Here is a 17,315-nt window from a genome sequence, read left to right as displayed (position 1 = left end):
GTAGAGGAACGCAAATGCCCGTGAACTTGCCACTGCCGCAGGCAGAAAACCTGAAATCCGTCGCTGGTGTCGAACTCGGCTGGGCCGAAGGTGGCATCCGCAAGGCCAACCGCAAGGACGTGCTGGTGGTGAAAGTTGCCGAGGGCAGCACCGTCGCCGGCGTGTTCACCCAAAACCGTTTCTGCGCAGCGCCGGTTCAGGTCTGCCGGGAGCACCTGACGGGCGGCGCGGGCATCCGCGCCCTCGTGGTGAACACGGGCAATGCCAACGCCGGCACGGGTGAGCCGGGACTGGCCGCCGCACGCGCCACGTGCGAGGCGTTGGCAAGGCAACTCGGCATCGCCGCCAGTCAGGTGCTGCCGTTCTCGACCGGCGTGATCCTTGAACAACTGCCGGTGGATCGCTTGACCGCCGCGCTGCCGGCGGCCATCGCCAACGCGCGCGCAGACAACTGGCTGGCTGCTGCCGAGTCGATCATGACCACCGACACGCAGCCGAAGGCGGCTTCGCGGACGGTGGAGATCGACGGCAAGACCGTGACGATGTCGGGCATCAGCAAGGGCGCGGGCATGATCCGCCCGAACATGGCGACGATGCTGGGTTTTATCGCCACGGATGCCGCCGTATCGCAGCCTGTGCTCCAGAAGCTCGTGTCGCACGCCGCCGATCACTCGTTCAACAGCATCACGATTGACGGCGATACCTCGACCAATGATTCCTTCGTGCTGATCGCATCGGGCAAATCCGGCGCCACGGTGAACAGCGCCGAGGGTGTCGCTTTCGAAGCGTTGCGCGATGCCGTGACCTCGCTGGCGCAGGAACTCGCCCAGATGATCGTGCGCGATGGCGAAGGCGCCACGAAGCTGATGACGATTCGCGTGGAAGGCGGCAAGAACGTGGCGGAATGCCGCCAGATCGCCTATGCCGTGGCCCATTCCCCGCTGGTGAAGACGGCCTTCTACGCGTCGGACCCCAACCTGGGCCGCATCCTTGCCGCAGTGGGATACGCCGGCGTGGATGACCTCGACGTGGATCGCGTCAACCTGTGGCTGGACGACGTCTGGGTGGCTCGCGATGGCGGCCGCAATGCCGAGTATCGCGAGGAAGACGGCCAGCGCGTGATGAAGCAGGCCGAGATCACGGTGCGCATCGCACTGGGTCGTGGCAATGCGGAAGCGACTGTATGGACGTGCGATCTGTCGCACGACTACGTGTCGATCAACGCCGACTACCGTTCCTGAAATCCTAAAACTTCAAGTTTCAGCATCAGAGCCATCGCCCCCATGTCCGACCTCGCTACACGCCTCGACAGTTTTCTCGCCCGTCTTGAACAATGGTTGCCGCCGGAACTGACCGACGCGGACTGGAAGGAGGCGGTAGCGTTCCGGTGGCGCAAGCGGCAAAGCCTGTTTGGCAACATCGGCTATCTGCAGGCCATCCGCCAGTTGCCGCCGATTCATCTGACCGATCTAAAGAACATCGATCGTCAGAAGGATGCCATCGTGGCCAACACGCGCCAGTTCGTGAAGCATTTGCCGGCCAACAACGTGCTGCTGACCGGCGCGCGCGGGACTGGCAAGTCTTCGCTGATCAAGGCCTGCCTGAACGAATTCGTGCAGGATGGCCTGCGGCTGGTGGAAGTGGACAAGGACGATCTGGGCGACCTGGGCGATATCGTGGAGAAGCTGGCCACGCGGCCTGAATGCTTCGTCGTGTTCTGCGACGACTTGTCGTTCGAGGACGGCGAGTCGGGCTACAAGTCGCTGAAGTCGGCGCTTGACGGATCGGTGGCCGCGCAATCGGACAACGTGCTGATCTACGCCACGTCGAACCGTCGCCACCTGCTGCCCGAGTACATGAAAGACAACGAGACCTACCAGCACACGTCCGATGGAGAAATCCATCCTGGCGAGGTGGTGGAGGAAAAGATCTCGTTGTCCGAGCGCTTCGGGCTGTGGCTGTCGTTCTATCCACCCAAGCAGGACGAATACCTGGCTATCGTCGGGCACTGGTTGTCGCACTTCGGCTGCAGTGCGGCCGATATCGAGGCGGCACGCGGCGATGCGCTGGTCTGGGCGCTCGAGCGCGGTTCTCGTTCGGGCCGGGTGGCGTGGCAGTTCGCGCGCGACTGGGGCGGCAAGCACGGCAAGCCGTTCGTCGCGGACAAGGAATAACCGAGCATGAGTGGTCAGGAGGAAACCGTGACGACGTCCGACGGGCAGACCCGCAAGGTCACCGAGGTGGCCGTCGGTGTGATGATCCAGCCGGACGGCCGCTTCCTGCTGGCCCAACGGCCTGCGGGCAAGCCGTACGAAGGCTACTGGGAATTCCCGGGTGGCAAGCTTGAACCGGGGGAAACCGTCGAGGCGGCGTTGGCGCGGGAACTACACGAGGAACTCGGTCTCGATATCCTGCGCAGCGAGCACTGGCACACGCTGGAACATGACTACCCGCATGCCTATGTGCGGCTGTATTTCTGCAAGATCACCGACTGGCGCGGCGAGCCGGTGGGACGCGAGGGTCAGGCGTTCTCCTGGCAGTCAGTGCCCGTGGAAGTCGGGCCGCTACTGCCAGCGACGATCCCGGTGGTCGAATGGCTGGCGGAAGAGTCGCGCGGCTAATGTTGTGATGGAGACCCGGCTGATTGCCGGGTTTTCTCTTTTTGGCGTGTGTTTGCTCCCCTCTCACGCTTGCGGGAGAGGGGAGAAAGAGAGGCGCGCGCGAGGGCTAGCCTAAAAGGCTCACACCCATCAACCAACAACCCAACAACACAATCTCAGGAGGCTCCATGCAACGTGTCGATCGTATCGATGACGCTGTCTCGCTGCCCGAACTGACTTTACGCGGCATCATCCTTGGTGCCTTGATCACGGTAGTCTTCACCGCGTCGAATATCTACCTGGGCCTCAAGGTGGGGCTGACGTTCTCGTCGGCCATTCCCGCCGCCGTGATCTCGATGGCCGTCCTGCGCCTGTTCCCGGGCGCGAACATCCTCGAAAACAACATGGTGCAGACGCAGGCATCTGCTGCGGGCACGCTGTCGTCGATCATTTTTATCCTGCCCGGACTGGTGATGCTTGGGCACTGGCAGGGCTTTCCGTTCTGGCAGACGCTCGCCATCTGCGCGGCGGGCGGCATGCTCGGGGTTATCTTCAGCATTCCGCTACGGCATGCAATGGTTGTGCAGAGCGACCTGCCGTATCCGGAAGGTGTGGCGGCGGCGGAAATCCTGCGCGTTGGCAGCGCGGGACAGGATGCCTCGGGCGCGAAGCAGGCTACGGGCCTGGCCGACCTGCTGGCGGGCGGTGTGGCGGCCGGTCTGTTCAGCTTCGCGGCGGGCGGATTGCGCGTGCTGGCCGAAGGTGCGAACGCCTGGTTTGCAGCGGGCGCGTCGGTGGTGCGGCTGTCGATGGGGTTCTCGCTGGCGTTGGTCGGGGCGGGCTATCTGGTTGGCATCGTCGGTGGCCTGGCGATGCTGCTGGGGTCTGGTTCTGACCTGGGGCGTGGCGGTGCCGTGGCTGACGGCCATCACGCCGATGCCGGCGGGCGCCACGTTGCAGAGCTTTGGGACCTCGGTCTGGAGTTCTCAGGCCCGTTTCATAGGCGCCGGGACTATTGGCATCGCCGCCATCTGGACATTGGCTACGCTGTTCAAGCCGATGGTCGAAGGTGTGCGCGCGTCGATGGGTGCCATCCGCGGTCAAGGTGGTGCCGGGGAAGGCGGCGAGCTGCCTCGCACGCAGCGCGACATGCCGGTGATCTGGATCGGCCTGCTAATGGTCGTGCTGCTCGCGGTGCTGGCCGCCACGTTCGGACACTTCATGGCGCCGGCGCCGCTGGACCGCGCGGCAACATGGAAACTGGTGGGATGCGCGGTGTTGTTCGCGTTCGTGTTCGGCTTTCTGGTAGCGGCGGCGTGCGGCTATATGGCTGGCCTCGTCGGATCCTCCGCGAGTCCGATTTCAGGCATTGGCATCATCGCGGTGATCCTGGTGTCGCTGCTGATCCTCGGCCTTGGCACGCTCGACGGGCTGCTGGATACCCCGGAGGGCGGCAAGTTTGCGATTGCGCTGGCCATCTTCACCACGTCGGCCGTGGTAGCCGTAGCGTCGATCTCCAACGACAACCTGCAGGATCTGAAGACCGGATGGCTGGTCGGCGCCACGCCGTGGCGGCAGCAGGTGGCACTGCTGATCGGCTGTGCAGTCGGCGCGGCGGTCATTCCTCCGGTGCTGGATCTGCTCTACCACGCCTATGGTTTCGCGGGCGCGTTGCCGCGTGCAGACATGGACCCCAACCATGCGCTGGCCGCCCCGCAGGCCACGCTGATGACGGCCATCGCCACCGGCATTTTCACGCACCAGTTGAACTGGACGATGATCCTGATTGGCATCGCGCTGGGCGTCGTGCTGATCGCCATCGACGAAATGCTGCGCCGTCGTGGCGGCGTGGCGCGGCTTCCCGTGCTGGCGGTAGGCATCGGCATCTACCTGCCCCCCACCATCAGTTCGGCACTGGTCGTCGGCGCCATATTGTCATGGGCCTTGCTGAGAGTGGAGCGCCGCCGCGCCGAGGCACGTGGCGACGATGTCAAGACGGTGCTCGATCATGCCGAGCGGCGCGGCACGCTGCTGGCATCGGGACTGATCGTGGGCGAGAGCTTGATCGGCGTGGCGCTGGCAGCGGTGATCGGGCTGTCAGGCAAGGAGGCGCCTCTGGCACTGGTCGGCGAGGGGTTTGCCGGTACTGCGCAGTGGCTGGGACTGGCAGCGTTCGTGCTGGTGTGCGTGGGGTTCTGGAGGAGGGTGCTGGCGGCGCGGTGATAGCTTAAAACCAAGGGATCAGCAAGAACTAGTCGTCCTTATCCTCAGGCAATTCCGGCGACGCATCGGCGGGCTTGCCTTCGATCACGTACTTCTCGGACGCCCAGGCGCCCAGGTCGATTTGCTTGCAGCGTTCGGAGCAGAACGGGCGAAACTTGTTCTCGGGTGCCCAGACCACGTCCTTGGCACAGGTGGGGCATTTGACGACGGCAGGCATGGGACTTCAGAAATTGCAGAGTTTGAGCAGGAAGGGGATATCGGCGTCCACCGAGCGCGGGCGCATGTCGCCGTCCTGCTGCGTGAAGCGGACCCAGAGCATGTACTTGTTGGCGCTCATCTCGGGGATGAAGGCCAGCAGTGACTCGTCCAGGTACACCTGCATCAATTGGTAGCTGCGGCCGGAGAGCATTTGCTGGTAGCTGCCGCCGGTGGCGATCACCTTGCCGCTTTGGCCCGACTCGCGCAGCAGGCGCAGCACCATCGTGGCACCCATGCGCAGCGAGGCCAGCGGGCGTGCCCATTTGAGAATGTCGGCGCGGCGGTCTTCGGAAGGCCGGTGCTGCCACGCGTAGTAGGCCGGGAGATCGAATTCGCAGGTGCCGCCCGGAATGATCGCGCGGCTGCGAATACTGGTCAGCCACTCGTTGTCGGTCAGTAGCTGGCCCGCCTTGCCGACGGTCTGGTTCAGCGCGGCGATGCCCTGTTCGATTTCGGTAATGACGGAAACCAGCGCGTCCTGATCGATCTGTGGATTGGCACGCAGCGGCGCAAGCGCCTGACGCTGACGCTCCAGCTCCTTGATCAGATCGGTCTTGAGGTCGGCTCGGCCCGCCACATCGATGATTTCGAAGATCGTGGTGATGGCAACGTGATGCTGCAGCGGATGTTCCTGCCCGAGGAAATAATCCAGCCGATCGAACAGGTCCTCCAGGCGCAGGAGTGTCCTGATGCGTTCGTTGAAAGGATATTCGTACAGGATCAAGTCGGTATCCGTGCTACGCGCCGATTGGCCATTCGGGCGGTTCGTTTCAGTCGGGGGCGTTACGTGCTGCCCGTTGCCGGCTGTGGCCTGACCCGTGATCGGCAATTGTGCCGAAAGTCGTCACGCAGCACACATTTGCCAGCATGTTTCAGCGCATTCTATGCGAGTCACGGCGCGAGGACAAACTGAATCGGCCTCGAATTTCGCTCAAGCGGCGTACGCGGGACGTGCGAGCGTGCAATCGTGCGGCAATCGAGCCAATTATGCGGAGGCGGGGGCAGACGACGACAGCGAGCGATATAGCGCATCGAGTCTTTCCACCTGGGGTGCCAGCGCTTCCGGTGGACCATCGTTGTCGATCACGTCGTCGGCTACCGCCAGTCGAGCGGTCCGCGTGGCTTGCCGGTTCATGATGGCCAGCACCTGCTCGCGCGAGAAGCCGTTGCGCGCCATGACACGGGCTTCCTGGGTGGATTCCTGGCAATCCACTACCAGCACACGGCCCACGCGGGCGCGCCACGTGCCCGACTCCACCAGCAGCGGCACGACGTAAATCAGGTAGGGGTGTTGTCCGCCCGCGCGGATTGCGGCGGCGCGCGATTCTGTCAGTTGGCGGATCAGCGGATGGGTGATGGCTTCAAGCCGGGCCTTGGCCGAAGGGTCGGAAAACACCAGCGCGCGCATGGCATCGCGGTCCATCGCGCCATCGCTTCGCAGGCAGCGCGGCCCAAAGGCTTCGACGAGCGGGGCGATGGCCAGGCCGCCGGGGGCGGTGATTTCGTGGGCGAGCAGGTCGGTATCGATCAGTGCGGCACCGCGTGCGGCGAACATGTCCGCGACGCGTGTCTTGCCGGAGCCGATACCGCCGGTGAGGCCAATTTCCAGCATGGGGGCAACAGTCGTTCCAGTGGCGATGCCGCTAACGATACCAGCTTTGAAACTACAGCCCGGGCAGCACCAGCGGCCGGATGCTCTCGCCGAAGAACAGGTAGACCACGCCCGCGCCGACGATATACGGTCCGTACGGGAACTGTGTGTCCTTGCCCTTGCGTTGCAGGAGCAGCAGCGCGCCGCCGAGCACGGCTCCCACGATTGACGACAGCAGAATCAGCGGCGGCAGTGACTGCCAGCCGAACCACGCGCCCAGCGCCCCCATCAGCTTGAAGTCGCCATATCCCATGCCATCGTGCCCGCGTACCAGCCGGTAGACCGTGTTGACGGTCCATAGCACCAGATAGCCCGCGGCCGCGCCGATGACGGCATCGGCCAGCGGTGCGAACCAGCCCTGCAGATTCAGCAACAGTCCGAGCCACAGCAGTGGCAGTGTGATCTGGTCGGGCAGCAACTGGGTATCGGCATCGATCATGAACAGCGCCACCAGCGACCAGAGCATGGCAATGGCAGCCACCGCCTGCACCGTCGGCCCGAAATGCCACATCGCCAGCGCGCTGAGTGCGGCTGTCACGGCCTCGACGAGCGGATATCGGATGCTGATCGGCGTCTTGCAGGATGCGCAGCGCCCGCGCAGGAACAGATAGCTGACGACGGGAATGTTCTCCCACGCCGCAATCTGGTGATGGCAGTGGGGGCAGGCCGAGCGCGGCACCATGAGGTTGTAGCGCTCCGGGTGCGGGAGCGGCTCGCCCCGGAGTTCGGCAATGTAGTTGGCTTCTTCGTGATCCATCATCTTCGGCAAGCGATGGATCACGACATTCAGGAAGCTGCCGACCAGCAGGCCGAGCAGCCCGGCCACGACAATCAGGAACGCTGGCGGGAGCGCCGCCAGCATGTCCAGCGGGACCAACGGAATGGCGCCGCTGGCGCCCGGTACGGCTTGCATCGGTGACACCATCCTTCGTTAGACCACTTGGCCGAGCTTGAAGATAGGCAGGTACATGGCCACCACCATGCCGCCGATCAGCACGCCGAGGATCACGATGATCAGCGGTTCGATCAGGCTGGAAATAGCGGCAACGGCGTCGTCCACCTCGCGCTCGTAGAACTCCGCCACTTTCAGCAGCATGTTGTCCAGTGCGCCGGATTCCTCGCCGATCTGCGTCATCTGCAGCACCATGTTGTCGAATACATGCGTGGCCTGCATCGCATTCGTCAGGCTGGTACCGATCCGCACCGACTGCTCGATCTCGCGCGTCGCATCATAGTAAAGCCAGTTGCCGGCCGCACCGGCTACTGACTCCATCGATTCCACGAGCGGCGTACCGGCTGCAAACATGGTGGCGAGCGTACGTGTCCAGCGCGCGATCACCGCCTTGCGGAACAGGCTGCCGAAGATCGGCATTTTCAGCAGTGCCTTGTCATGCCAGCGCTGCACCTTCTCCGACTTCTTGCGAGCGTGGAAGTATCCGATGATCGATCCGATCGGGATGCCGATCACCGCATACCAGTAGGTGACAAAGAAGTCCGACATGTTGATCACGACCTGCGTCGGCGCAGGCAGTGCCGCGCCGAAGCTAGAGAACACGCCCTTGAAGGCCGGGATCACGAAGATCATCAGCACCACCGTCACCGCGAAGGCCACGCTCAGCACGGCGATCGGATAGATCATCGCGGACTTGATCTGGCTCTTCAGCGCGATGCTCTTCTCCATGTACAGCGACAACCGCTCGAGCAGCGCGTCGAGGATACCGCCTTGCTCGCCGGCGTCGATGAGATTGCAGTAGAGCGTGTCGAAGTACTTCGGCTGGCGCCGGAACGCCGTGGCCATGCTGCTACCCGCCTCGATGTCGAAGCGGATGTCGTTCAGCAGTTGCGTGAAGTTCGGGTTGGAGTGGCCGCGCGCGATGATGTCGATCGATTGCAGCAGCGGAATGCCCGCCTTGAGCATCGTCGAAAGCTGGCGCGTGAAGTACGCGATGTCCTTCTCTGTGATTTTCTTGCCGCGCGCCGCCTTGCGCTTCTTCATCTTGACGACGGTCAGCCCCTGCTTGCGCAAGGTGGCCGAAACCTCGGCCTGATTCTCGGCCCGCTGCTCGCCCTTGAAGGACTTGCCCTTCCGGTCCTTGGCTTCCCATTCGAAGATGTACTGCGTGGGCGCTTTCCGCCCTCTGGCCCGCGACGGTGCTGCCGTCCGGGCGCTCGCCGCTGGTGCGCGCGTCGCCATGATGTTTGACCCCCGACTGAATTGCTATGGAACTGCTTTTGTTTTTAGGGCATCCGCATCGTCGCGCGGATGCCGTTTGCGCAGCCTACCCCTCCTGGAGCCGCCCCGGCTGCGCGCCCGGCGGCTTCCTTTTCTGCTGCGCTTCTGCTGCTAACTGTTCGTCGTCGCCAGCACTTCTTCCAGCGACGTCACCCCTTGCTTGACCTTCAGCAGCCCCGAGTCGCGCAGCGACAGCACGCCTTCGCGCCGGGCCTGTTCCGCAATCTGCAGTGCCGTGCCGTGCGACAGGATGATCTGCTGCATGGCTTCCGAAATCGGCATGACCTGGTAGATACCGCATCGACCCTTGTAGCCGCTGCCGTTGCAGCGCTCGCATCCCACCGGGTGATAAGGCGTCCAGGAACCATCGATATCGGCCTCGGCAAATCCTGCGTCGATCAGCACCTGCGGCGCAAGGGCGCCTGCCTTCTTGCACGTACACAGCCGGCGCGCCAGACGCTGCGCGGTAATCATGAGTACCGACGACGCGATGTTGAATGGTGCCACGCCCATGTTCATCAGGCGTGTCAGCGTCGTGGGGGCGTCGTTCGTGTGCAACGTGGACAGCACAAGGTGGCCCGTCTGGGCGGCCTTGATCGAGATATCGGCCGTTTCCAGGTCCCGGATTTCGCCGACCATGATGATGTCCGGATCCTGCCGCAGGAACGACTTCAGCGCCGCCGCAAAGGTCAGGCCCGCCTTGTCGTTGACGTTGACCTGGTTGATGCCGGGCAGCTGGATTTCTGCAGGGTCTTCGGCCGTGGAGATGTTGATGTCGCCCTGATTCAACATGTTCAGGAACGTATAGAGCGACACGGTCTTGCCGCTACCCGTCGGGCCGGTCACAAGGACCATGCCATACGGGCGCTTGATGACCTCCATCAGCAGCGCCTTCTGCTGCGGCTCGTAGCCAAGCTGGTCGATGTCTAGCTTGTCGGTCGAGGAGTCGAGAATCCGCATCACGATCTTCTCGCCGAACAGCGTCGGCAGCGTCGAGACGCGGAAATCGATGGCCTTGTCGGTCGTTTCCTTGCCTTCCTTGTCCTTGGGCACCGAGATCAGCAGCTTCATGCGGCCGTCCTGCGGCACGCGCTTCTCGGAGATATCCAGGCGCGACAGCACCTTGATGCGCGTGGCGATCTTGTCGCGGATATCGAGCGGCGGACGCGCAACCTCCTGCAGCACGCCGTCCACACGGTAGCGGATGCGGTAGAAGAACTCGAACGGTTCGAAGTGGAGGTCGGAGGCGCCGCGGTTGAACGCTTCGGTCAACAGCTTCTGGAGGAACCGGACCACCGGCGCATCGTCGATCTCGTTGCCGGGCCCCTTGCGCGCGGCAGCCGCCGCCGAGGGGTCATACTCGATCATCTTCGTCGCGGTGGGCGTGACCGGCGAGATATTCTTGAGCGTGCCCAGCGCTTCCCCGGCCGCGCGCACATGCTTCATCAGTTTGTCGTGCTCGACGACCACGGTTTCCACGGGGAGGTTGAACTTCTGCTGGATCGCTTCCACACCCGCCTGGTTGGCCGGATCGGACATCGCCACGATCAGCCGGTTCTCGCGCCGCGCCAGCGGCAGCAGCCGATGCGCGTGGAATTCGCGGTTGCCGGCCAGTGCAGGCGGCACGCGGCTGAGGTTGTATTGCGCGAGATCGAGCAGCGGCAAGCGGTACTTGTCGGCGGCAAAGATCGCGATATCGTGCGCGGACATCGTGCCGCTGCCGATGATCTCGTCGATCAATTGCGACTTCTTCTCCCGGGCCGATTGCTCCAGCTGCGCGAGCAGCGCTGGTGCGATCCGCCGGCTCTGGGCTAGTGCTAAGCCTAGTGTCATGGCGAAAACTGTGCGTGATGCGCAGGTCAGCCTGAAGGAGCCAGGCGCGCGCTTGTTAACGGCGGTGGGAGCGGGGGCGAAGTCCCGGACCGAGGCAGTTTGCCGTCGGGGTCACTTTTTGTAAAGCCGGCGCGCGGGCCCGTTGGCGTTTGCGCGACACGGCTGCAACCCTACTTGCGCGGGGGGAAGAAAAGGGGGGAGAAACGAGGGGCGCAGGAGCGCGAAGGGAAAACAAAAAGCCGCACATTGCTGTGCGGCTTTTTGTGAATACTGCGTTTGATGCTGCGCGAGGATATCGTTGCCAATCGTCGCGATCATCGAAATCTGGTCGGGGTGAGAGGATTCGAACCTCCGGCCTCTACGTCCCGAACGTAGCGCTCTACCAGGCTAAGCTACACCCCGATTTTTATTGCTTCCTTCGGCTGTCGAAAACCTTGCGCCGTCAGCAGCAAAGAACAAAAGTTTAGCAGCGTTTCCGGAGGATGGGAAGGCCCTTTCTCAAGAAATTCGGCAGGGCGCCGTGCGTCGTCCGGCCCGTCTCTGTCAGCTCTGGCGTTGCAGCGAGAAGGCGCAGAGTTCGATCAGGGTGTCCTTGAGCGGCGAGTCGGGGAACTGCTTCGCGGCGGCTGCGGCGGCCTCGGCCTCGCGCTGGGCGGCGGCAAAGGTGATGTCGAGCGCGCCGCTGGCATGGATGGCCGCGAACACGGCGTCGAAATGCTCTGTGCCGCCCTGGACGATGGCCTCGCGTGCCAGTTCGCGTTGTTCTGCCGTGCCGTGCTCCAGCAGGTGCAGCAGCGGCAGGGTAGGCTTGCCTTCACGCAGATCGTCGCCGGCGTTCTTGCCCATCTGTTCGGCGCTTGCCGTGTAGTCGAGCATGTCGTCGATCAACTGGAAAGCCGTGCCGATGCGGCGGCCGTACTCGGCGGCGGCCTCTTCCATTGCGGCGTCGGCACCGGCCAGCACGGCACCCAGTTGGGCCGAGGCTTCGAACAGTTTGGCCGTCTTGTAGCGGATCACCTGCAGGTAGCGCTCCACGGTGACGTCCGGGTCGTGCATGTTCAGCAGCTGCAGCACCTCGCCCTCGGCAATCACGTTGGTGGCGTTGGAGAGAATCTCCATGATGCGCATGCTGCCGGCGTCCACCATCATCTGGAAGGCGCGGGAGTAGAGGAAGTCGCCAACCAGTACGCTGGCGGCGTTGCCGAACACGGCATTGGCTGTCTGGCGGCCCCGGCGCAGTTCGGACTCGTCCACCACATCGTCGTGGAGTAGCGTGGCGGTGTGGATGAACTCCACCACGGCGGCCAGTTCGTGATGGCGATGACCTTCATAGCCAAATGCCCGCGCGGAAAGCAGCAGGATCACCGGACGCAGGCGCTTGCCGCCCGCACTGATGATGTATTCGCCGATCTGTTCGACCAGCGGAACCTCCGACGACAGGCGTCGGCGGATAACGGCGTCAACGGCGCGCATGTCGGCAGCGACCGGGGCAAGCAAGGCAGTGGCGGAAGACTGGGACAAGATCAGATCACCGATTCGCGAAACCGGGGGATTATATGCGATGCGCGTTGGTGTATGACGGTTCCCTTCCGGCGACCGAGTGGTTCCTCGGGCGGGTTAGTCATGATGTGGGGCGGGGTACCGTGCATCTATAATGCCGCGCATGGACAAGCCTCGATCGACTCGACCGCAGGTCCGTCGCACCGCCTGGTGGGTGGCGTTCGCTGCCCTGGCCGGGTTTCTGCTGGCCGACCTGACCTGATCCGCGCAACCTCGGTGTGCGCCTCCCGCCGCAGCCTGTGCTCCGGCTGGCTATCTCGTTGTTTTCTTTGCCTTTTCTGTAAACAGCGCTATAATCCCCGGTTCCTTCGGTCGCGTCTACGTGCGCGCACCGTTTGCGGCGCACGAAACGGCGCCGGCTCGGGCGGCTTCGGCCGTCGGGGCAGCATTCCTCGTTTCATTCATACATGAGAGGTTCGACAATGTACGCGGTCGTAAAAACCGGCGGCAAGCAATACAAGGTTGCTGCTGGCGAAAAACTTAAAGTAGAACAGATACCGGCTGACATTGGCGCAGAAATCACGCTGGACCAGGTGCTCGCAGTGGGCGCTGGCGACCAAATCAAATTTGGTACGCCGCTGGTGAGCGGGGCTTCCGTCAAGGCTACCGTTATCGCCCAAGGTCGTCACGACAAGGTGAAGATCTTCAAGATGCGCCGTCGCAAGCACTACCAGAAGCGTCAGGGCCATCGTCAGAATTACACCGAACTGCGCATCGAAGCCATCGTGGCCTGAGCCTCGGCTCGGACACAGGCAACATCGCAATAGGTCAACTGGAGTTAAGACATGGCACAGAAAAAAGGCGGCGGTTCCACGCGGAACGGCCGTGATTCGGAATCGAAGCGTCTGGGCGTGAAGGTGTTCGGTGGTCAGGCTATCAACGCCGGCGGCATCATCGTTCGTCAACGCGGCACGCGTGTTCACGCTGGCGATAACGTGGGCGTGGGCAAGGACCACACCCTGTTCGCGCTGGTGGACGGCCACGTGCAGTTCGCCGTCAAGGGCGCTGCCAAGAAGCAGCAAGTCAGCGTCGTCCCGGCGGCCTGATAACAGCCTTTGCAGCACGAAAGGCCCCGCATCGCATGCGGGGCTTTTTTTGTTTTGAGAACGCTACCCAAACGATTCTGGCGTTGGGGCACGGCCTTGCCGTAACATTTACTGTCTGCGGCCACGTCTGGTCCAGAACGCCTCGCTCCGTTTTGGCAGCGTTTTCGGTCGGCAACTTGCTTGCCGGAACCTCCTCGGAAAGAAAACTAATATGAAGTTCATCGACGAAGCTCGTATCGAAGCGATCGCCGGCAATGGCGGCAACGGAAGTGCTTCGATGCGTCGCGAAAAATTCGTGCCGTTCGGCGGCCCCGATGGTGGTGACGGTGGGCGGGGCGGCAGCGTATTCGCGCAGGCCGACCGCAATATCAATACGCTGATCGATTTCCGCTACGCCAAGAAGCACGTGGCGAAGAACGGCGAGAACGGCCGTGGGGCAGACTGCTACGGCGCGGCTGGCGAAGACATCACGCTGCGCATGCCCGTGGGCACGCAAATCATCGACATGGATACCGACCAGGTCCTGGCCGACCTGACCGAGCATGGTCAGTTGGTGTGCCTGGCCGAAGGCGGCATCGGCGGCTGGGGCAACCTGCACTTCAAGTCGAGTACCAACCGCGCGCCGCGCCAGCAGGTGGACGGCAAGCCCGGCGAACGCCGCATGCTGAAGCTCGAGCTGAAGGTGCTGGCGGACGTGGGCCTGCTGGGCATGCCCAACGCGGGCAAATCGACCCTGATCTCGCATATCTCGAATGCCCGCCCGAAGGTGGCCGACTACCCGTTCACCACGCTCCACCCGAATCTGGGCGTGGTCCGCGTGGATCATGAGCAGTCATTTGTCGTGGCCGATATTCCTGGCCTGATCGAGGGCGCCGCCGAGGGTGCCGGGCTGGGTCACCAGTTCCTGCGCCACCTGCAGCGCACTGGCCTGCTGCTCCATATCGTGGACCTCGCCCCGTTCGACGAAGCGGTGGACCCGGTGGCGGAGGCCAAGGCCATCGTCAACGAGCTGAAGAAGTACGACGAATCGCTGTACGAGAAGCCGCGCTGGCTCGTGCTGAACAAGCTGGACGTGGTGCCCGAAGAGGAACGCGCAGCTCGCATCAAGGACTTCATCAAGCGCTACAAGTGGAAGGGTCCGGTGTTCCATATCTCGGCGCTGACCGGCGAGGGCTGCCGTGAACTGATCTACGCGATCAAGGATCACCTGGTCGCGTTGAAAGCCGAAGAGGCCGCGGCACTGGCCGAACCCGATATCCGCCTGGACGACCGTCTGCACAACGTCGAACGGGACGGGTCAGAAGACTGAACCGGCATCCGCCCATCATCATAAGAACCATCGGAGACAGGACCCCGCCATGCAATCGGTCATCGCCCAGGCAAAACGCATCGTCGTCAAAGTAGGTTCGAGCCTGGTTACCAACGACGGCAAAGGGCTGGATCACGATGCCATCGCACGCTGGGCGGCGCAGATTGCCAAGTTGCGCGGCACGGGCAAGGAGGTGGTGCTGGTCAGTTCGGGCGCCATCGCCGAAGGGATGCAACGGCTGGGCTGGTCGCGGCGTCCCAAGGAAATTCACGAACTGCAGGCTGCCGCCGCCGTGGGCCAGATGGGCCTGGCGCAGGTCTACGAAAGCCAGTTTGGGCGCTATGGCATCCGTACCGCGCAGGTATTGCTGACCCATGCCGATCTGGCGGATCGCGAGCGCTACCTGAATGCACGCTCCACGCTGCTGACGCTGCTGGGGCTTGGCGTGGTGCCGATCATCAACGAGAACGACACCGTGGTTACCGACGAAATCAAGTTCGGCGACAACGATACGCTCGGCGCACTGGTCACCAACCTGATCGAAGGCGATGCGCTGGTGATCCTCACCGATCAGCGCGGCCTCTACACCGCCGATCCACGCAAGGACCCGGCCGCCCAGTTCGTCGACGAGGCGCTGGCGGGCACGCCGGAACTGGAGGCGATGGCCGGCGGCGCGGGTTCGTCGATCGGCCGGGGTGGCATGCTGACCAAGATCCTTGCTGCCAAGCGTGCGGCCAAGTCGGGCGCGCACACGACGATTGCCTCGGGCCGCGAGCAGGATGTTCTCGGACGTCTGGCGACGGGCGAGGCGATCGGTACGCAGTTGCTGGCGCCGACGGGTCGGCTGACCGCTCGCAAGCAATGGATGGCCGATCACCTGCAGTTGCGCGGTCGTGTGCTGATCGACGCCGGTGCGGTGGAGAAGCTGACCGGAGGCGGCAAGTCGCTGCTGCCGATCGGGGTGACCGAGGTGCAGGGCGAGTTCGCGCGCGGCGAGGTCATCGCGTGCGTGGATACGGAAGGTCGCGAGGTCGCGCGCGGCATCACGAACTATTCCAGTGCCGAGGCACGCTTGATCGCACGCAAGCCATCGTCAGAAATTGAATCGGTGCTGGGGCACCTGAACGAGCCCGAACTGATTCATCGCGACAACCTCGTTCTGGTTTGAGATTGACCCGGTAGCGAATCAGCAGCACGCAACCAAGGGATACAAAACAAAACGGCGAGCCAACTGGGCTCGCCGTTTTGTTTTGGCGCAAATCGACGTCAGCTCACGGTCCGGTCCGGCGCGGTGCATATGCCTTCAGGTCGCGGATCAAGCGATCTGGCTTGCCTGCCACGGTGCGCCCATCGCAGAAGTAGTCCCGCGCCAGCGTTGCCGCATAGGCGTTGCGTGCACGGGTCTGCATGCGAATCCACAAGTCGCGTTCCTCGCCCATGTTCGGCACCCAGGCGGGGGCGTCCTTGGGCAGCGTGGCGTAGATGCGACGCTCGAAGGCATCGCAACGCAAGCCTTCGTAGCTGACGTTGCGGCCGCCGCCCGTGCTGGTGATGACCACGGTGTAGCGCACCACGTTGTCATCGCCCACGGAGATGGACTTCTGATCCACGGCGAATCGGAAATTGTCCGACGAGTCGTTGACCGAGAAGGGAATCAGGTCGGCATCCTGGGGCAACGCGGGCAGCGTGGTCTGCTGTTCCTTGAACGGCTTGTCCTCGAACGGATTGACGAAGCCGCTGCTGCTGGCCTTTTCCTCTTCCTCGGGCATGCCCTTGCCGGTGGTCTTGCAACCCGCCAGCACCAGGCAGGCGGTCATGCACAACAGGCCGGCACGAAGGCCCCGGCCGCTGAAACTATTCATCTGAACTCCGTGAGGTGGTTGCCGGACTGGCCGGCGCAACAGATGCGGTCGCCGGCACTTCAGCAGCTTGCGCTGTCGCGTGGATGGTAACCGATGGGGTGTCCGCTGCCGGTTCGACATTGGATTCGTCCGCCACCTGATGCACCGGACGCGCGTCATCGCCATGACGACCTTGGTGACCATGGTGGTGCCCGTACGGGCTCAACGGCACGCGGGCGCGATGCAGGAAGCGTGACAACTCGGTCAGCGCCAGCTGGTACACGTCGCGCTTGAATTCGATGACTGCGTCCAGCGGTACCCAGTACTGGCTCCAGCGCCAGGCGTCGAATTCGGGATGGTCTGAGGCACGCAGGTGGATGTCGCAATCGCGACACACCATGCGCAGCAAAAACCAGATTTGTTTCTGGCCCCTGTAATGGCCGCGGATCTCGCGGCGGATGAACTTGTCCGGCACCTCATAACGCAGCCAGTCGCGCGTGCGACCGACGATCCTGACGTGCTCCGGTAGCAGGCCGACTTCTTCCTGTAGCTCGCGGTACATGGCCTGTTCAGGCGTTTCGCCGTACTTGATGCCACCTTGCGGAAACTGCCAGGAGTGTTCGCCGATTCGCTTGCCCCAGAAGACCTCGTTACGTGCGTTGATGAGGATGATGCCGACGTTCGGGCGAAAGCCTTCACGATCGAGCATGACTGCACCTCGAATCCTTTAGAATTACGACGATTATAAAGGATGCGCGCAA

Annotated in this window: 16 protein-coding genes, 1 tRNA gene and 1 pseudogene; 8 read left to right on the top strand and 10 right to left on the bottom strand. The window is 63.2% G+C overall.

The features are described from left to right. Positions 1 to 14 precede the first annotated feature (14 nt). The 4 genes and pseudogenes from argJ to FFS21_RS02535 all read left to right on the top strand — a co-directional run bounded on the left by argJ (position 15) and on the right by FFS21_RS02535 (position 4,823). Complete coding sequence (gene argJ, locus FFS21_RS02550; RefSeq protein ID WP_137923364.1) at positions 15 to 1,241, top strand: bifunctional glutamate N-acetyltransferase/amino-acid acetyltransferase ArgJ; 1,227 nt, start codon at positions 15 to 17, stop codon at positions 1,239 to 1,241. 42 nt (positions 1,242 to 1,283) lie between these two features. Beyond that, positions 1,284 to 2,174 (top strand): ATP-binding protein, encoded by an 891-nt coding sequence (locus FFS21_RS02545; RefSeq protein ID WP_137923363.1) that lies wholly within the window; start codon positions 1,284 to 1,286, stop codon positions 2,172 to 2,174. A 6-nt stretch (positions 2,175 to 2,180) separates the two neighbouring features. Beyond that, on the top strand, positions 2,181 to 2,621 hold the full coding sequence (locus FFS21_RS02540) for an NUDIX domain-containing protein (protein ID WP_137923362.1): 441 nt from the start codon (positions 2,181 to 2,183) through the stop codon (positions 2,619 to 2,621). Positions 2,622 to 2,788: 167 nt separating this feature from the next. Beyond that, positions 2,789 to 4,823 (top strand): annotated as a pseudogene (locus tag FFS21_RS02535) (OPT family oligopeptide transporter). Positions 4,824 to 4,851: 28 nt separating this feature from the next. Here FFS21_RS02535 and FFS21_RS02530 read toward each other — a convergent pair. The 8 genes from FFS21_RS02530 to ispB all read right to left on the bottom strand — a co-directional run bounded on the left by FFS21_RS02530 (position 4,852) and on the right by ispB (position 12,271). Then, positions 4,852 to 5,040, bottom strand: coding sequence for a DNA gyrase inhibitor YacG (locus FFS21_RS02530; protein ID WP_130389136.1), 189 nt, complete (start codon positions 5,038 to 5,040; stop codon positions 4,852 to 4,854). Positions 5,041 to 5,046: 6 nt separating this feature from the next. Continuing rightward, positions 5,047 to 5,805: a cell division protein ZapD gene (gene zapD, locus FFS21_RS02525; protein WP_137923361.1), complete on the bottom strand. Its 759-nt coding sequence runs from the start codon at positions 5,803 to 5,805 to the stop codon at positions 5,047 to 5,049. 261 nt (positions 5,806 to 6,066) lie between these two features. Continuing rightward, on the bottom strand, positions 6,067 to 6,693 hold the full coding sequence (gene coaE, locus FFS21_RS02520) for a dephospho-CoA kinase (RefSeq protein WP_137923360.1): 627 nt from the start codon (positions 6,691 to 6,693) through the stop codon (positions 6,067 to 6,069). A gap of 52 nt (positions 6,694 to 6,745) precedes the next feature. Then, entirely contained in the window at positions 6,746 to 7,645 is a 900-nt protein-coding gene (locus FFS21_RS02515; RefSeq protein ID WP_283205133.1) for a prepilin peptidase, read from the bottom strand. A gap of 18 nt (positions 7,646 to 7,663) precedes the next feature. After that, the gene (locus FFS21_RS02510; RefSeq protein ID WP_137923358.1) at positions 7,664 to 8,926 is read right to left on the bottom strand and encodes a type II secretion system F family protein; all 1,263 of its coding nucleotides are present in this window, start codon (positions 8,924 to 8,926) and stop codon (positions 7,664 to 7,666) included. Between the two features lie 150 nt (positions 8,927 to 9,076). Further along, complete coding sequence (gene pilB, locus FFS21_RS02505) at positions 9,077 to 10,798, bottom strand: type IV-A pilus assembly ATPase PilB (protein WP_137923357.1); 1,722 nt, start codon at positions 10,796 to 10,798, stop codon at positions 9,077 to 9,079. 325 nt (positions 10,799 to 11,123) lie between these two features. Then, positions 11,124 to 11,200: transfer RNA gene (locus tag FFS21_RS02500), tRNA-Pro, on the bottom strand. Positions 11,201 to 11,341: 141 nt separating this feature from the next. After that, positions 11,342 to 12,271 carry an octaprenyl diphosphate synthase gene (ispB, locus tag FFS21_RS02495; RefSeq protein WP_137923396.1) on the bottom strand — a complete coding sequence of 310 codons (930 nt, stop codon included), beginning with the start codon at positions 12,269 to 12,271 and terminating at the stop codon, positions 11,342 to 11,344. A 509-nt stretch (positions 12,272 to 12,780) separates the two neighbouring features. Here ispB and rplU point away from each other — a divergent pair. From rplU to proB, 4 genes are all read left to right on the top strand, one after another. Then, positions 12,781 to 13,092, top strand: a complete 312-nt coding sequence (rplU, locus tag FFS21_RS02490) for a 50S ribosomal protein L21 (protein WP_008647259.1) — start codon at positions 12,781 to 12,783, stop codon at positions 13,090 to 13,092. Positions 13,093 to 13,143: 51 nt separating this feature from the next. Further along, positions 13,144 to 13,404, top strand: a complete 261-nt coding sequence (gene rpmA / locus FFS21_RS02485; RefSeq protein ID WP_071015560.1) for a 50S ribosomal protein L27 — start codon at positions 13,144 to 13,146, stop codon at positions 13,402 to 13,404. Positions 13,405 to 13,615: 211 nt separating this feature from the next. Beyond that, the gene (obgE, locus tag FFS21_RS02480; RefSeq protein ID WP_137923356.1) at positions 13,616 to 14,713 is read left to right on the top strand and encodes a GTPase ObgE; all 1,098 of its coding nucleotides are present in this window, start codon (positions 13,616 to 13,618) and stop codon (positions 14,711 to 14,713) included. A gap of 49 nt (positions 14,714 to 14,762) precedes the next feature. Next, positions 14,763 to 15,881: a glutamate 5-kinase gene (proB, locus tag FFS21_RS02475; protein ID WP_137923355.1), complete on the top strand. Its 1,119-nt coding sequence runs from the start codon at positions 14,763 to 14,765 to the stop codon at positions 15,879 to 15,881. Positions 15,882 to 15,984: 103 nt separating this feature from the next. Here proB and FFS21_RS02470 read toward each other — a convergent pair whose 3' ends face one another. Continuing rightward, positions 15,985 to 16,575 carry a CNP1-like family protein gene (locus FFS21_RS02470; RefSeq protein WP_137923354.1) on the bottom strand — a complete coding sequence of 197 codons (591 nt, stop codon included), beginning with the start codon at positions 16,573 to 16,575 and terminating at the stop codon, positions 15,985 to 15,987. Next, positions 16,568 to 17,263 (bottom strand): RNA pyrophosphohydrolase, encoded by a 696-nt coding sequence (locus tag FFS21_RS02465; protein ID WP_137923353.1) that lies wholly within the window; start codon positions 17,261 to 17,263, stop codon positions 16,568 to 16,570. The genes FFS21_RS02470 and FFS21_RS02465 overlap by 8 nt, the downstream gene beginning before the upstream one ends. Positions 17,264 to 17,315: the final 52 nt, after the last annotated feature.

Origin of the sequence: Cupriavidus sp. 2SB, from assembly GCF_005503625.1 — a bacterium.
Lineage (GTDB): Bacteria > Pseudomonadota > Gammaproteobacteria > Burkholderiales > Burkholderiaceae > Cupriavidus.
Note: the sequence above shows the minus strand (reverse complement) of the source record. Positions and strands in the feature narration are given on the sequence as shown.

Excerpts from the sequence above, each read along its gene's own strand:
- FFS21_RS02545 (WP_137923363.1), top strand. The coding sequence starts at position 1,284 with ATGTCCGACCTCGCTACACGCCTCGACAGTTTTCTCGCCCGTCTTGAA.
- FFS21_RS02470 (WP_137923354.1), bottom strand. The coding sequence starts at position 16,575 with ATGAATAGTTTCAGCGGCCGGGGCCTTCGTGCCGGCCTGTTGTGCATG.
- ispB (WP_137923396.1), bottom strand. The coding sequence starts at position 12,271 with ATGCGCGCCGTTGACGCCGTTATCCGCCGACGCCTGTCGTCGGAGGTT.
- rpmA (WP_071015560.1), top strand. The coding sequence starts at position 13,144 with ATGGCACAGAAAAAAGGCGGCGGTTCCACGCGGAACGGCCGTGATTCG.
- FFS21_RS02465 (WP_137923353.1), bottom strand. The coding sequence starts at position 17,263 with ATGCTCGATCGTGAAGGCTTTCGCCCGAACGTCGGCATCATCCTCATC.
- proB (WP_137923355.1), top strand. The coding sequence starts at position 14,763 with ATGCAATCGGTCATCGCCCAGGCAAAACGCATCGTCGTCAAAGTAGGT.
- coaE (WP_137923360.1), bottom strand. The coding sequence starts at position 6,693 with ATGCTGGAAATTGGCCTCACCGGCGGTATCGGCTCCGGCAAGACACGC.
- FFS21_RS02510 (WP_137923358.1), bottom strand. The coding sequence starts at position 8,926 with ATGGCGACGCGCGCACCAGCGGCGAGCGCCCGGACGGCAGCACCGTCG.
- argJ (WP_137923364.1), top strand. The coding sequence starts at position 15 with ATGCCCGTGAACTTGCCACTGCCGCAGGCAGAAAACCTGAAATCCGTC.
- pilB (WP_137923357.1), bottom strand. The coding sequence starts at position 10,798 with ATGACACTAGGCTTAGCACTAGCCCAGAGCCGGCGGATCGCACCAGCG.
- FFS21_RS02540 (WP_137923362.1), top strand. The coding sequence starts at position 2,181 with ATGAGTGGTCAGGAGGAAACCGTGACGACGTCCGACGGGCAGACCCGC.
- FFS21_RS02515 (WP_283205133.1), bottom strand. The coding sequence starts at position 7,645 with ATGCAAGCCGTACCGGGCGCCAGCGGCGCCATTCCGTTGGTCCCGCTG.
- obgE (WP_137923356.1), top strand. The coding sequence starts at position 13,616 with ATGAAGTTCATCGACGAAGCTCGTATCGAAGCGATCGCCGGCAATGGC.
- rplU (WP_008647259.1), top strand. The coding sequence starts at position 12,781 with ATGTACGCGGTCGTAAAAACCGGCGGCAAGCAATACAAGGTTGCTGCT.
- FFS21_RS02530 (WP_130389136.1), bottom strand. The coding sequence starts at position 5,040 with ATGCCTGCCGTCGTCAAATGCCCCACCTGTGCCAAGGACGTGGTCTGG.